Origin of the sequence: Hansschlegelia sp. (assembly GCF_035538955.1) — a bacterium.
In the GTDB taxonomy this organism is placed as follows: Bacteria; Pseudomonadota; Alphaproteobacteria; order Rhizobiales; family Methylopilaceae; genus Methylopila.
In genome coordinates, this window is sequence record NZ_DATLJK010000015.1 from 524,792 (window position 1) to 538,127 (window position 13,336).

The 13,336-nt window shown below is 65.4% G+C and carries 10 protein-coding genes; 5 read left to right on the forward strand and 5 right to left on the reverse strand.

What is annotated here, in order from left to right; genetic code table 11:
• Positions 1-99 precede the first annotated feature (99 nt).
• Both VM780_RS14545 and VM780_RS14550 read left to right on the forward strand, forming a co-directional pair.
• Positions 100-1,809 (forward strand): catalase, encoded by a 1,710-nt coding sequence (locus tag VM780_RS14545; protein ID WP_325448544.1) that lies wholly within the window; start codon positions 100-102, stop codon positions 1,807-1,809.
• 202 nt (positions 1,810-2,011) lie between these two features.
• Entirely contained in the window at positions 2,012-2,134 is a 123-nt protein-coding gene (locus tag VM780_RS14550; RefSeq protein WP_325448545.1) for a hypothetical protein, read from the forward strand.
• A gap of 7 nt (positions 2,135-2,141) precedes the next feature.
• Here VM780_RS14550 and VM780_RS14555 read toward each other — a convergent pair whose 3' ends face one another.
• On the reverse strand, positions 2,142-2,957 hold the full coding sequence (locus VM780_RS14555; protein WP_325448547.1) for an SDR family oxidoreductase: 816 nt from the start codon (positions 2,955-2,957) through the stop codon (positions 2,142-2,144).
• A 69-nt stretch (positions 2,958-3,026) separates the two neighbouring features.
• On the opposite strand from VM780_RS14555, the gene VM780_RS14560 reads away from it, so the two are divergent.
• From VM780_RS14560 to VM780_RS14570, 3 genes are all read left to right on the forward strand, one after another.
• The gene (locus VM780_RS14560; RefSeq protein WP_325448549.1) at positions 3,027-3,461 is read left to right on the forward strand and encodes a helix-turn-helix domain-containing protein; all 435 of its coding nucleotides are present in this window, start codon (positions 3,027-3,029) and stop codon (positions 3,459-3,461) included.
• A gap of 263 nt (positions 3,462-3,724) precedes the next feature.
• Complete coding sequence (locus tag VM780_RS14565; RefSeq protein ID WP_325448551.1) at positions 3,725-3,964, forward strand: hypothetical protein; 240 nt, start codon at positions 3,725-3,727, stop codon at positions 3,962-3,964.
• 144 nt (positions 3,965-4,108) lie between these two features.
• Positions 4,109-4,912, forward strand: coding sequence for a potassium channel family protein (locus VM780_RS14570; RefSeq protein WP_325448553.1), 804 nt, complete (start codon positions 4,109-4,111; stop codon positions 4,910-4,912).
• 1,252 nt (positions 4,913-6,164) lie between these two features.
• Here VM780_RS14570 and VM780_RS14575 read toward each other — a convergent pair.
• From VM780_RS14575 to VM780_RS14590, 4 genes are all read right to left on the reverse strand, one after another.
• Positions 6,165-9,062: a DEAD/DEAH box helicase gene (locus VM780_RS14575; protein WP_325448555.1), complete on the reverse strand. Its 2,898-nt coding sequence runs from the start codon at positions 9,060-9,062 to the stop codon at positions 6,165-6,167.
• A gap of 171 nt (positions 9,063-9,233) precedes the next feature.
• Positions 9,234-12,203 carry a DNA polymerase I gene (gene polA, locus VM780_RS14580; RefSeq protein ID WP_325448557.1) on the reverse strand — a complete coding sequence of 990 codons (2,970 nt, stop codon included), beginning with the start codon at positions 12,201-12,203 and terminating at the stop codon, positions 9,234-9,236.
• A gap of 87 nt (positions 12,204-12,290) precedes the next feature.
• Entirely contained in the window at positions 12,291-12,683 is a 393-nt protein-coding gene (locus VM780_RS14585) for a cytochrome c (RefSeq protein WP_325448559.1), read from the reverse strand.
• A gap of 216 nt (positions 12,684-12,899) precedes the next feature.
• Complete coding sequence (locus tag VM780_RS14590) at positions 12,900-13,283, reverse strand: cytochrome c (RefSeq protein ID WP_325448561.1); 384 nt, start codon at positions 13,281-13,283, stop codon at positions 12,900-12,902.
• Between the last annotated feature and the right edge of the window lie 53 nt (positions 13,284-13,336).

Below are 13,336 nucleotides of genomic sequence, written 5' to 3' on the forward strand. Positions count from 1 at the left end.
ACCGGCGTTCCCTCTGGATTGGGTCGGGCGATCCGGCCTCGAAAACCGCCGCAAGGGGATTGGGCGGAAGACGAAAAGCTCGCACAACGGAGGAACGAGATGGGCGATGATCGCAATCGCACGGGTGACGCGGGCCAGGGCGAGACCCTGACGAACCGGCAAGGCCACCCGATCCACAACAATCAGTCACAGCGGACGGTTGGCGCGCGCGGTCCCGCCACGCTCGAGAACTACCAGTTCCTCGAGAAGATCACGCATTTCGACCGCGAGCGGATTCCGGAGCGGGTCGTCCATGCACGCGGCTTCGTCTGCTATGGCGAGCTCGAAGTCACCGGCAAGCTCGGCGACGAACCGGCGTCCAAATACACCCGCGCCAAGCTGTTCAACCAAGCCGGCAAAAAGACGCCGCTCGCGATCCGCTTCTCGACCGTCATCGGCGGCCGCGACTCCTCGGAAGTCGCTCGCGACCCGCGTGGCTTCGCGGTCAAGTTTTACACCGAGGACGGCAACTGGGATCTGGTCGGCAACAACCTTGCGATCTTTTTTATCCGGGACGCGATCAAGTTCCCGGACGTGATCCACTCGTTGAAGCCGGACCCGGTCACCTTCCGGCAGGAGCCGAACCGCATCTTCGACTTCATGAGCCAGACGCCTGAATCGATGCACATGCTGACGCATCTGTTCAGCCCGCGCGGCATACCGGCGAGCTACCGGCACATGGAGGGCTTCGGGGTCAATACCTACAAGATGGTCAACGCCGAAGGCGCGACCGTGCTGGTGAAGTACCATTTCCACCCGCGCTGCGGGGTCGCGAGCCTGACCGCGGCGGAAGCCGAGAAGGTGCAGGGCAAGGATCTCGGTTCCGCCTCCAAGGATCTCTACGGCGCGATCGAGCGCGGCGACTACCCGCAGTGGGACATGTACGTCCAGATCATGGAGGACCATGATCATCCGGAGCTCGAGTGGGACCCGCTCGACGACACCAAGATCTGGCCGGAGAAGGATTTCCCGCTCCGCCATGTCGGCGTCATGACGCTCAACCGCAACGTCGAGGACCATCACAACGAGAACGAGCAGATCGCGATGGGCACCGGCGTGCTGGTCGACGGGCTCGACTTCTCGGACGACAAGATGCTGGTCGGCCGGACCTTCTCCTACTCGGACACGCAGCGTTACCGGGTCGGCACCAACTATCTCCAGCTGACGGTCAACCAGCCCAAACACGCCAACGTCGCCACTAATCTCACCGGCGGCCAGATGTCCTACCGCCGCGACGTCGCGCCCGGGCAGAACCCGCACGTCAATTTCGAGCCGTCGATCCATAATGGCCTGAGCGAGAGCCGGGAGGACGCGCCCAACAACCCGCCGGAGATCCATGGCCGGCTGACGCGCAGCGTCATCGATCGGCGCAACGACTACGTTCAGGCGCGGGCCCGCTTCTGCACCATGATGGACTGGGAGCGCGACGACCTCGTCCACAACATGATCGACCAGCTCAGCCAGTGCGAGCGCGACGTGCAGGAACGGATGCTGTGGCACTTCTTCCTGATCCACGACCAGTATGGCGGCCGCGTCGCAGAGGGGCTTGGGATGACGGCGGCGGACGTCGCGCATCTCCCGCCGCTTCCCAAGCAGGTGCTGACCGACGAAGACCAGCGTCGGCTCAAGAGCCTCGGCCAGAACGGCGACAAGATCGACGGCGCGGTCTGGGGCCAGTGGACGAGTTCGGTGAAGAACCATCGCGCGACCGCCGAAGAGGTGTTGTCGGGCCATACCGGCGGCAAGGCGATGGATCAGGCGGCCGAGTAGCCGTCGTCCACAGGCGGCCTTAAGGCCGCCTGTGGCGTCCCTGTACGGGACACGCGCCGAAGCCCGCGCAAGAAAATTATGGCTTCCGAAACCACATTGGCGGCCGTGCGCTTGTCTTGATGGCGCACGGCCCAAGCTCCCTTAGAGCGTTGGCGGAAGGCTGGCTTGTCAACGCCGGTCTTCAGACAGGGGAGTACACGTGATGGGCATGCTCGAATTGTTCCTGATGGCCGGCTTCGGCGTCGCGCTCGTGGTCTATGTTGTGACCCGGCTGAACTCCGGCCTTTCGCGCGCCGAGCGCAAACGTCTCACCTCCACAGACTGACGGCCCGTCAGGCCGCGCTCGCTTCCGCCGGCCGACGGTAGCGCGCCGCAACCTCGCGGCGCGACAGGCCCGGGCCCATCGCAAGGCGCGCCTGGTTGAAGGCTGCCCATTGGGCTTCGTCGGCGAGCGGCGGGATCGTAACGGTCTCGCCGCGTTCGAATCCGACAATGCTCGCCTCGACCAGATCGTTGACCTCCATCACCATCTCGGGCGGGAAGGCGTTCACGTCCTTGCCCGAACGCTCCCAGATTTCGGTTCGCGTCGCGCCGGGCAGCACCGCCTGGACGCGGACGCCCTTGTCCTCGACCTGCGCCGCGAGCGACAGCGACAGGTTCAGCAGGTGGGCTTTGGAGCCGCTGTAGACGCCGTCGAACATCTCCGGCGCGAGCGCCAGCACCGAAGCGACATTGACGATCCCACCGCGGCCGCGCGCCACGAACGCCTTGCCGGCGGCAGAAGCCAGCAGCGTCGGCGCTGTGATGTTGAGGGCGATCAGCCGTTCGATCGCCGCAGGCTCGTTGTCGAGCAGACCGCCGTTCAGCGACATGCCGGCGTTGTTGACCAGCAGCGTGATCGCCGCGTCTTCGGCGAGCCGGCGCTCCACGGCGGCGAGGTCCGCGCGATCGGTCAGGTCCGCCCGAAGGACCTCCGCGCGCCGTCCGGTCGCCGCCGCGATCCGCTCGGCCAGCGCGTTGAGCCGCGCCGCGTCGCGGGCGACCAGGATCACGTCATAGCCTCGGGCCGAAAGCTTCTCCGCATAGGTCGCGCCGATGCCGCTCGAGGCGCCGGTGACGAGCGCCGTTCCTTTGACTGCCGCATTCATGGAAAGTCTCCTGTGAGGCGACGCGCACGTGTCGCTTGCAATATGATAGCGAGTAGATATCTTTTTGCAATGGACACTGAGAAACTTTCCTGCGGGCCATGCCCGATCGGCCGCGGACTGGCGCGGGTGGGCGACGTCTGGAGCATGCTGATCCTGCGCGACGCGGCGCTCGGCGCGACGCGCTTTGACCAGTTCCGCGCCAGTCTTGGCGTCGCGCCCAACATCCTGTCGCGCCGCCTCAAGGCGCTCACCGAGGATGGCCTTCTGGAGAAGCGCCGCTACAGCGAGCGTCCGCCGCGCGACGAATATGTGCTGACCGCCGCCGGGCGCGACTTCCTGCCCGTGCTGCAGCTGCTCGGCGAATGGGCCCGCAAGCACCACGGGGGCGGCGCGCCGATGACGCGGCTGGTCGACGCCGAGACCGGCGCCGAGGTCCGCCCCGTGGCGGTCGACGCGGCGACCGGCGCGCCGCTCGGCGCGCGGCCGCTGCGCGTGGTCGACTGATCGCCTGCCCAGGCGGCGTGGAAAGCGCCACGCCCAAAGCTTAGCCGGCGCCCAGAATGCTTATAATCTATCTGCGATTAAAATAGTCGCAGATGATGCTTTAGCGCATCATCCGTTGCTTTGCTCAAATGACGCGATATTCTCGGCCCGCGCAAAAATGCAACGAGGTTAGGCGGCTGCGCCTATTCCGGCGTCAGGCGGCTTGACTAACTAGGCGGAACTGGCCGCGTGAGGTTCACGCCGCCACACAACAGGAGAAGGTCATGAAGACCCTTGTCATCGCCGCCGGCGCGCTCGCGCTGGCGTCCACTGCGGCGCTCGCGGATCCGGGCATCAACTGGGCGCGCGTCCAGGAGACCTATCCGGGCCAGGCGCCGGTCGTCCGGACGCAGGACAGCGGCTATGTCGGCGCGGTTTCCGAGCGCCGCGAGAACGCCCGCGACGCGCGCGCCGCCCGCCAGGCCCGCAATGGCGAGCCGTCGCGGCTCGGCTGGCGCCAGTAAGCCCGCCGGCTGAGGCGAAAAAGCGGGGAGCGGCCGGCCGCTTCCCGTTTCCGCCCGTCCTTTAGGCCGCCGTTCACGGCGGCTTGATCGCGGTTGCGGCGATAATGCGTGGCGGCGGAAGCGCGCGCCTGTAGCTCAGACCCGATGGCATCGCTTTCCGAACGCGCCCCGGTCCGCGCGGCGCCGCGCTCGCGCCTGCGGCGGCGGCTGAACCGGCTCTATCACGGCGAGACGCCCGACGCGCTGCGCTTCCAGTGCGCGGTGGTGGCCGTCGATCTCGCGATCATCGGCTTCTTCCTCGCCACCCCGCTGCTCGGCGACGGCCCGATCTTCCTGTGGCTCGACTACTCGATCGCCCTTCTGGTCGGGCTCGACCTCGCCGCGCGGGCGCTCGCGGCGGACGATCCAAAACGCTGGCTGAGGCGGCCGGACGTCTGGGTCGACGGCTTCATCTTTGTCACGCTGCTCGCGCCGCTGTGGATCGTCAATCTCGGCTTTCTGAGGGTGCTGCGGCTGTGGACGCTGTCGCGCAGCCCGGTCGTGTGGCGGCCGATGCGCCGCGCCGGCTACGCGCATTGGGAGGACGCCACGCGGGCGGTGGTCAACCTCACCACCTTCCTGTTCGTCACCACCGGCTTCGTCTACACCTTCTTCGCCAACCGCGCCGACGGCATCGCGGGCTATATCGACGCGCTCTACTTCACGGTCGCGACCGTGACCACCACCGGTTTTGGAGACGTCACGCTGCCGGGCCCGTGGGGCCGGCTCACCTCGGTGGTGGCGATGATCGTCGGCATCTCGCTGTTCGTGCGCCTGGCGCAGGCGATTTTTCGGCCCCGCAAGGTGACCTTCGCCTGCCCGCAATGCGCGCTGATGCGCCACGAGCCGGACGCGGTGCATTGCAAGGCCTGCGGCCATCTGCTGAAGATTCCGGACCACGAGGACTGAGCCCGCCGCCGGCCCTGGCGGCTGGGCGCCGGAACGGCGGACATGCGTCCGCGGCCCGCGCGGAGACGCGCGGTTGGGCCGGTCGAGAAAATCGCCCCTCCGGGGAGGGGGAAGGCGCGGGACGTCGGGTCGCCGCTCTGGGGGTAGTGGGGATGCCGGCCTCCCGGCGTCCCGCGCGCGGTGTTTGGTGCGTCGCGTCCCCGCTCTCCGGCGGCGCGGAGGCGAAAGCTCCGCGCGGCCTTAAGGCGATTCCAACTCGCGTCCCGGTCGTAGTGCCGGGCGGACGGGAGCAGAGGCCCCGCCGTCTCCGACAAAGCCCCCGACGCGACGCCGTCCGGGGGAGGTTCGCGTAACCCCCCGCAGACGCCGCTCCCCGCCCCCGCGATCGCCAGACGCCTCCGGAAGACGCGCTTCCCCGCGGGCGGGGATCAGCGGAGGGTGCGGGAGCGGAGGAGGTTTGTCAAGGAATTTATTCCGCAAAGCGGTGAGGGCGCTCTTCTCCCTCCCTCGCAGAGGGGAGGGTGGACGGGCGAAGCCCGGCCGGGTGGGGTGGCCGCAGATAAAAGCCGCCGATCCTCCCGCGTCATGCCCGCGCCTTCGCGCGGGCATCCACGACTTCGGACCCGAGGTCGCAGCACGTGAAGGAAGTCGTGGATGCCCGCAAGCGGGCATGACGGCGAGATGAACGCGCGCCGCGCTCGCGTTCCGGCCTTGAGCCGGAACCCAGACGCGCCGAGGGGTCAGAACGAGGCGGCGGCGTCGGAGCGCGATTTTGGCCGGGTTCGGTTCTGGGTCCCGGCTCAAGGCCGGGACGCGAGGTGGAGCGCTACGCCCAAGGCCCCACCCGCCCCCTCGCTGCGCGAGGGGCCACCCTCCCCACGGCTTCGCCGCGAGGAGGGAGACGCGCGCCCCTTCCTTCTCCCTCCCTCGCAGAGGGGAGGGTGGCCGGGCCAAGCCCGGCCGGGTGGGGTGTCCTCAGGATCACCCGCCCGAACCTCCCGCGTCATGCCCGCGCCTGACCCGGGCATCCATCGCGCCCGGCGCGTCCGCGCCGGACGCGAGGAGGGATAAGAGGTGCCGCACTCGGCCGAAGCGCGCTCTTCTCCCTCTCTGGCAGAGGAGAGGGTGGACGCGCGGAGCGCGGTCGGGTGGGGGTGCGCTCAGCACTGGCCGCCGAACCTCCCCGCGCAGGCCAAGCTGGAAGCGCCTGCGTCCTACGCTACGACCGTCGGATCCCAGTCCAGACGCTTGCCTAAGAACTTGCCATCACTCTAAAAGCCTTCACTTCGGCGTATGTGAGATGAAGATTCGCGGAAGCAAAGAGCTGCTTCAGCTCTGGTGACAGTCGGCCGCTTGCGAAGCCGGGCTGAACGATCGTCACTCGGAATACTGGCGGCCGTGGTTTGCTCAGAAGTCGCTCCACATCGGCATGACTGCCTTTGTGAAAGCGACTAACACCATCGCCTCTCATGCGATGCTCTATTCGCTCGCGAATCCGCTTCCGGTCGCACCAACGTGCAGACTTGATGGCTTGACCAACGACTTCGTAGGCGTCCGCGACGCGAGCCCCGGGAGCTGCTTCCCGAGTGCTTTTGCAATGGAACACGTCGATGAACGTCTCGTCGCCGTCTTCATTCATCTCCACGAAGTCGGCGATCTCGCCGCTTCCATGATCACAAAATACGACTATGGCCGGACCAATGATCAATCGATTGGCGATGAACTGAAAAACTGAGACCTTTCCGCCTTCAGCGTTGCCGACTTCGGTGTTGATGCAGACGTTCGATCCAATAAAGTCCACAGGCTCGACGCATTCGGGATCGAACGGAGCCTGGTCAGGGTCGGGCGGTGGGCTGTAGTCGCTTCCGCGGATGTGGCCGAGTTCGACCGTATAGAAAGACAAGGGGCGTTCGTTGAGATGGTCGACGAGCGATGTCGTTTCGCCGTGCCGTTCTACGATGACAGGCTCGCCCAGCGCCACGGGCCTAAAATATGGCTCGCCGCGGACGTCGAAGATCATGCCGAAATCGACGCCGTGACCCACAATCCGAACCGGCACCTCATGCTCTGAGCACCTTTGATGGTCCACTATCACGTCGAAATCAGTGAGTGGCACAGCGCGCCGATGCCCTTCCTGGACTAGGACGGACCAAGGGTGAAGATAGACATCCTTGTCCCAATCAGCGGCGAAAATCGGTGCCGGTAGGTGATTAACCTCAGTTGTGGTTGTTAGAAGGTCAAGGCCGGAGTGTGTAACAACGGCACGATTGCTTGAAAGGCGCTCGGCGAGGTCATCCATCCAGTCGATTAAGTCGAAGAGCCGTGCGGAACTATTTTGCCAGATTTTTGAAGCGCTGCTCACGCCGATCGTTATGTCGACGCCGTCACGAACACCTCCGCCAAAGAAGTGTCCGCGGGTGTACTGTTGTCCTTCGGCCACGCCAATTGTTCGCTCGACCGAGCCGCCCGCTTTCGTGAGGTAGGCGGAGGCAGTGCTGTTCGCCGCTCTGTTCCGCATACCAATATTGAATAGCTTCATATCCTCTAGATCCAGGAGGACGCGGTTAAGCACATCGGTAGAGAGACCTTTGAGAGATCTCCCGGCAATAGATTCACTTAGTCTCTGATAGGTGCCATCCAGACGCTTGGAAGCGCACACGAAGAGCAATCCTTTTTCACGGTTTAGATGAATGATGAAAAGATGATTTCTGACGTCCGTAAGCCGGTCATCATCGGACCACCGAACGCGCTGATATTCCCGAGCCACAAATACGGCGGTCCTAAAGTTCTCGCTCGCCCGCGAAAACACGACGTTCAACTCCGACGGCAGCTCAATGTCTTCGTCGATTCGGATGTCTTGTTCGAGCCGCCATACCTTAACGTGCATGTACGGGGTAAGGCTGTAGAGTGACAGCTCGTCGAAATCATAGTCGCGCTCCTGTTCGCCTTCGAACGATTCGAGGATTTCTCTCGCACGCTCTTCTCGCAAGGCCCGCGTTGCGCTCAGGTTCGGGACGATCTCACTCCAAGTCGCGCCCTCGGCGTAAAGCTTTTCGGCCTCGACCTTGATGCTGGATGGAGCAGCGATGAATGTTGCGCGGCCGAGGTTCTCGCCGGCCGTCCTCGCGAAGCGCCCAATGAATTGGAGGGTCACTGCTAGCGACTTGTGCGGTGAGTGGATGGCCGCAACCTTCAGGTTCGGAAGATCGAACCCTTCGCCCAACATGTTGACACAGACTATGCCATCCAATTCGCCTGATTTGAGCGCGTTTATAATATTTTTGATATGCCCAACCGAGTGCTCGCTTGTAACCTTCTTTAGCTTGAGGTTCGTGGATCGCTGATAAAGCGCGATCAGCTCCTTTGCGCGAGCCTGGCCGTCGGTTCGAACCATCAACCGATGCGCCAAGTTCTCCGCTTGGTCTTCTCGGAGCTTTCGTTCTGCCTCTCGCGCAATCGCGGCGTCCTCTCCTCCATCGGGGAAACCGTCGACGGGACGGAACTCGATCTGGCCGAAGACTCTATCTTCATATGCATGCTTGAGATCGTATGAGAAGGTCAGGCGGCCTTTGATCTCCAACTCGTCCCGGCGGTATGGGGTCGCACTGAACAAAGCCCGCTTGGCGTTGGGAAAGCTTAAAAGCAGTTGGGTCCACGTGAAGGCGGGGCTGTGATGCGCTTCGTCGACCAGGATCAAGTCAAAGAAGTCCACGGGAGGACGAGCGACACCAACGACAGCCGGACTCGCGCTGTTTGGCGTCGCCACAATGACGTCGTGGTCTCGAAGCCTTTCCCAATCGGTAATCTTTGCGTCGGCGTTGAAGACTGAAGGGCAGTCGAGATCGGCCGGCAGAGCTCCAAGACGCTTCAATACCTTCAGCTCTTTGAAATCATCAAAGATTTGCTCGCGGACGAGCCGACTAGGCGTGACGACCAGCACCCGTTGCGCGCATAGCAGAAATGCCGCCGCCTGAAGAACGGCGGTCTTCCCGGATCCAGTTGGCATCGTGACGATTGCGGGCTCGCTTCTTAGCGAGAAATGCGCTCCGAGCGAAAACAGCGCGCCACGCTGCGCTTGGCGGAATCCGTCGCTAGCGTCTGTGCCGATAGGGAAGGCGAGCTTCGAATAGTTTTGCGAAAAGTACGACATCGAGGACCGCGTAAGCCCGAGGCAATGCGCTAGAGCTTGCACGAAAAACCACTTCGCAACGATTCGGATTCCCCGCGAACCTGTGGAAATCCTTAGCCTTCACGGGCCATCGTTATGCCGACGCGCCATTCCCTAGGTCGCCTATGGGTCAGGAGCTGCCCTAAACCCCCCTCAATGCGCCTCCTCCCAGTTGTCCGCCGCCCGCGCGTCGACCTGCAGCGGGACCCTCAGCGCCTGGGCTGGCAGCGGGGCCTGCTCCATCACGCGGCGGACGACCGGCAGCGTCGCTTCGACTTCCCGCTCGTCGACCTCAAAGATCAGCTCGTCATGGACCTGCAGCAGCATCTTGGCTGAGAGGCCCGCCTCCTTCAGCGCCGGCGTCATGTGGATCATGGCGCGGCGGATGATGTCGGCCGCAGAGCCCTGGATCGGGGCGTTGATGGCGGCGCGCTCGAAATTGGCGCGCTCGGCCGGGTTCTTGGCGCGGATCTGCGGGTAGTGGCATTTGCGGCCGAAGATGGTGGTCACAAAACCCTGGTCGCGGCAGGCCTGTTTTGTCGCCTCCATGTAGTCCCGGATGCCGGGAAACCGCTCAAAATAGGTCTTGATGTAGAGGCCGGCCTCCTCGCGGCCGATGCCGAGCTGGTTGGCGAGGCCGAAGGCCGAGATGCCGTAGACGATGCCGAAATTGATCGCCTTGGCGCGGCGGCGGGTGTTCGGGTCCATGCCCTCGATCGGCACGCCGAACATTTCTGAGGCCGTCATGGCGTGGATGTCGAGCCCGTCCGCAAAGGCCTGAACGAGCTGCGGGATGTCGGCCATGTGGGCGAGGATTCGGAGCTCGATCTGGCTGTAGTCGGCCGAGACCAGTTTCTTGCCCTCCGGCGCCACGAAGGCGCGGCGGATTTTTCGGCCCTCCTCGGTGCGGACGGGGATGTTCTGCAGGTTCGGTTCGGTCGAGGACAGCCGGCCGGTCGTGGTGGCGGCGAGCTGGTAGGTGGTGTGCACGCGGCGCGTCTCGGGCTGCACATAGGTCGGCAGCGCGTCGGCGTAGGTCGCCTTGAGCTTGGCGAGCTGGCGCCAGTCCAGCACCTTGCCGGCGAGCTCGATCCCGGCGGCGGCGAGCTCGTCGAGCGCGCTTGCGGGCGTCGCCCAGGCGCCGGTCTTGGTCCGCTTGCCGCCCGGCAGCTGCATCTTGCCGAACAGGATGTCGCCGAGCTGCTTTGGGGAGCCGAGGTTGAACGGCTCGCCGGCGAGCGCGTGGATGTCGGCCTCGAGCGCCGCCATGCGCTGCGCGAGCTCGCCCGACAGGCGCGAGAGCAGCGAGCGCTCGATCGCGACGCCTTCGCGCTCCATGGCGGAGAGCACGGCCGGCATCGGCCGCTCGAGCGTCTCGTAGACGGTCGTCATGCCCTCGGCGACGAGCCGCTGGCGGAACAGGCGCCAGAGGCGGAGGCTGACGTCGGCGCGCTCGGCCGAATAGGCGGCGGCGCGGTCGATCGCCGTCTGGGCGAAGTTGAGCCGGGCGCGGCCCGTGCCGGTGACCTCCTCGAAGGCGATGCAGGCGTGGCCCAGGTGGCGGCGCGACAGGTCGTCGAGCGCCTGGCCGCCGAGCCCGGATTCGAGCGCGTAGGACATCAGCATGACGTCGTCATAGGTCCGGAGCGTGATCCCGAGGCGGGACCAGGCGGTGAGGCCGTATTTGACGTCGTGGCCGATCTTGAGGATCGAGTCGTCCTCCAGCAGCTCCTTGAGCAGCGTGAGGGCTTCGTTGGCCGGGATCTGGCGCTCCAGCACGTCGCCGAGCTCGGAGGGGTTTTCGGACAGGAGGTCGCTCGCCGCCGAGATGTGGCCGAGCGGGACATAGGCCGCGCGGTTGGGCGCGAGCGCGAGCGAGACGCCGACGAGCTCGGCCTGCATCACGTCGGGGCCGGTGGTCTCGAGCGCGATGGCGACGAAACCCTGCTCCCAGGCGTCCTCGATCCATTCCCCGAGCCGGCCGACATCCGTGATGGTCTCGTAGGTCGAGCGGTCGACCGCGCCGGAGGCCGCCTCCTTGCGGAGCTTCTCGGCGAGCGCCTGCGGGCTTGCGGCCTCCGCCGACGCTCCCGAGGCGGGGGCGGGGCGCGGCGCGCCCTGCGGCCGCGCGGCGGCCGGCGCGCCGTCGGGGGAGGGGGCTGCGATCTCCTCGCGCTCGGCGCGCCCGGCCGACATCATGTCGGCGTCGGGCGCGACGCTCGAGACGTCGATCCCGGTCGCCTCGGCGACGCGCCGGGTCAGCGTGTTGAACTCCATCGCCTTGAGGAAGGCGACGAGCCGCGTCGGGTTCGGTTCGTGGACCGCGAGTTCTTCGAGCGGCGTGTCGAGCGGGACGTTGGTCTCGAGCGTCACGAGGCGCTTGGAGACCCGCGCGAGGTCGGCGTGCGCGATCAGGTTCTCGCGCCGCTTCGGCTGGGGGATTTCGTGGGCGCGCTCGAGCAGCGTCTCGAGGTCGCCATACTGGTCGAGCAGCTGCGCGGCGGTCTTGGCGCCGATGCCCGGCACGCCCGGCACGTTGTCGACCGAATCGCCCGCGAGCGCCTGCAGGTCGATCATCTTCTCGGGACGGACGCCGAACTTCTCGAACACCTCGTCAGGTCCGATGCGCTTGTCCTTGACCGGATCGAGCATCGTGACGCCGCCGCCGACGAGCTGGAACAGATCCTTGTCGGAGCCCACGATGGTGACCTCCGCGCCGGCCTCGGCGGCGATCCGCGCATAGGTCGCGATCAGGTCGTCCGCCTCATAGCCGCCCTGTTCGAGGCAGGCGATCGAGAACGCGGCGGTCGCCTTCCGGATCAGCGGGAACTGCGGGATCAGGTCGTCGGGCGGCTCGGAGCGGTTCGCCTTGTAGGTCTCGTGGATTTCCTTGCGGAACGTGACCTCGGACTTGTCGAACACCACGCCGAGATGGGTCGGATCGACCCAGCCCGCGTCGCGCAGCAGCTTCCACAGCATGTTGCAGAAGCCCGACACCGCGCCGACCGGCAGCCCGTCCGACGGACGGGTGAGGGGCGGCAGCGCGTGATAGGCGCGGAAAATGTAGGAGGAGCCGTCGACGAGGACGACATGGTCGCCTTTGGCGACCGAACGGCTGGGCATGAAGAAAAATCCGGGCGAAGTTTCGCCCGGACTATAGGCGCCTCACAGGCGAAGGGAACGGCCAAAGCCGCTCCCTTCGCAAGGAGATCACTTCTCGAGCGTGACCGACTTGGCGGCGTCGGGCGACATCTCGGTCTGCCCGGCCGTGTAGCCGTTCAGGGTCATGATGTAGGCCGTCAGCACGTTGAGCTGGTCGTCCGACAGCGTGCCCGGGGCGGTCTGGGGCATGTTCTCGTGGATCCAGTTGCGGATGTCCGCCCAGCTCTGCCCGCCGAAACGACCCTTGAAGGTGTCGCCATGCAGCGCCGGGCCGAGCGCGCCATTGCCATCCTTGGCATGGCAGGTGCGGCAGTGGGTATTGTACTCGGTCAGGCCCTTCTTGACCTGAGCGTCCGTGAACGGGCCTTCGCCCGCGAAGGCCGGCGCCGCGAACAGGGCCGAGCCGACGAACAGGCCCGCAACAATCGTCTTAACGCTCATCAAGCGTTCTCCTCCGTCGCCTTTGGTGAGGCAGCAAGGCCCGTAGCTATAGGACATTGCGTCCTATTGCGAAGGCGTGATGACCCCGACTTTGTACGAATTCCAGGGAGACAAAACGCCGCTCCGCCGCCCTGAGAGGTAATATGGCGCCTTCCGGCGCTCGGTACCATGGTGTGTGCGGCGACTCGTCAGCCGGCGGATCGAAATCGCGCCGCCTCACTTCGGGAACGGCGCGCTGGCGTTCCCCGCAGACAGCGGCGCGTCGCCCGGGCCCACGCCGTTCTTCGACAGGATGTAGGCGGTTATCGGGTCGAGCTGGTCGTCCGTCAGCGACCCTGGGGCCGTGGGGGGCATGGTCTTATGAATGTAGTCGCGCAACTCGGCCACGGGCTTGCCGGCCCACTTCTGCTTGAACGCGTCGCCCGTAAGAGCCGGTCCCTGGCCGCCCTCGAGGTTGGGTCGATGGCAGGTGGCGCACTGGTTGTTGAACTTGGTTTTTCCGTCATTCGCCTGCTGATCGGTGAATGGGCCCGGTTCGGCCAGGGCCGACCCGGCAAGAGCGACGTAGAACAGCCCCAAAAGCAATGCCCAACGTTTCATCCGGCATCTCCATCCTGGTCAGCGGCGTCGGACGAAGATCTTAGGGCGGACTC

What these genes read in the sequence shown, in the direction of transcription:
- VM780_RS14560 (WP_325448549.1), top strand. Translation starts at nt 3,027, where the DNA reads ATGGACACTGAGAAACTTTCCTGCGGGCCATGCCCGATCGGCCGCGGA.
- VM780_RS14570 (WP_325448553.1), top strand. Translation starts at nt 4,109, where the DNA reads ATGGCATCGCTTTCCGAACGCGCCCCGGTCCGCGCGGCGCCGCGCTCG.
- polA (WP_325448557.1), bottom strand. Translation starts at nt 12,203, where the DNA reads ATGCCCAGCCGTTCGGTCGCCAAAGGCGACCATGTCGTCCTCGTCGAC.
- VM780_RS14590 (WP_325448561.1), bottom strand. Translation starts at nt 13,283, where the DNA reads ATGAAACGTTGGGCATTGCTTTTGGGGCTGTTCTACGTCGCTCTTGCC.
- VM780_RS14555 (WP_325448547.1), bottom strand. Translation starts at nt 2,957, where the DNA reads ATGAATGCGGCAGTCAAAGGAACGGCGCTCGTCACCGGCGCCTCGAGC.
- VM780_RS14575 (WP_325448555.1), bottom strand. Translation starts at nt 9,062, where the DNA reads ATGTCGTACTTTTCGCAAAACTATTCGAAGCTCGCCTTCCCTATCGGC.
- VM780_RS14585 (WP_325448559.1), bottom strand. Translation starts at nt 12,683, where the DNA reads ATGAGCGTTAAGACGATTGTTGCGGGCCTGTTCGTCGGCTCGGCCCTG.
- VM780_RS14565 (WP_325448551.1), top strand. Translation starts at nt 3,725, where the DNA reads ATGAAGACCCTTGTCATCGCCGCCGGCGCGCTCGCGCTGGCGTCCACT.
- VM780_RS14545 (WP_325448544.1), top strand. Translation starts at nt 100, where the DNA reads ATGGGCGATGATCGCAATCGCACGGGTGACGCGGGCCAGGGCGAGACC.
- VM780_RS14550 (WP_325448545.1), top strand. Translation starts at nt 2,012, where the DNA reads ATGGGCATGCTCGAATTGTTCCTGATGGCCGGCTTCGGCGTCGCGCTC.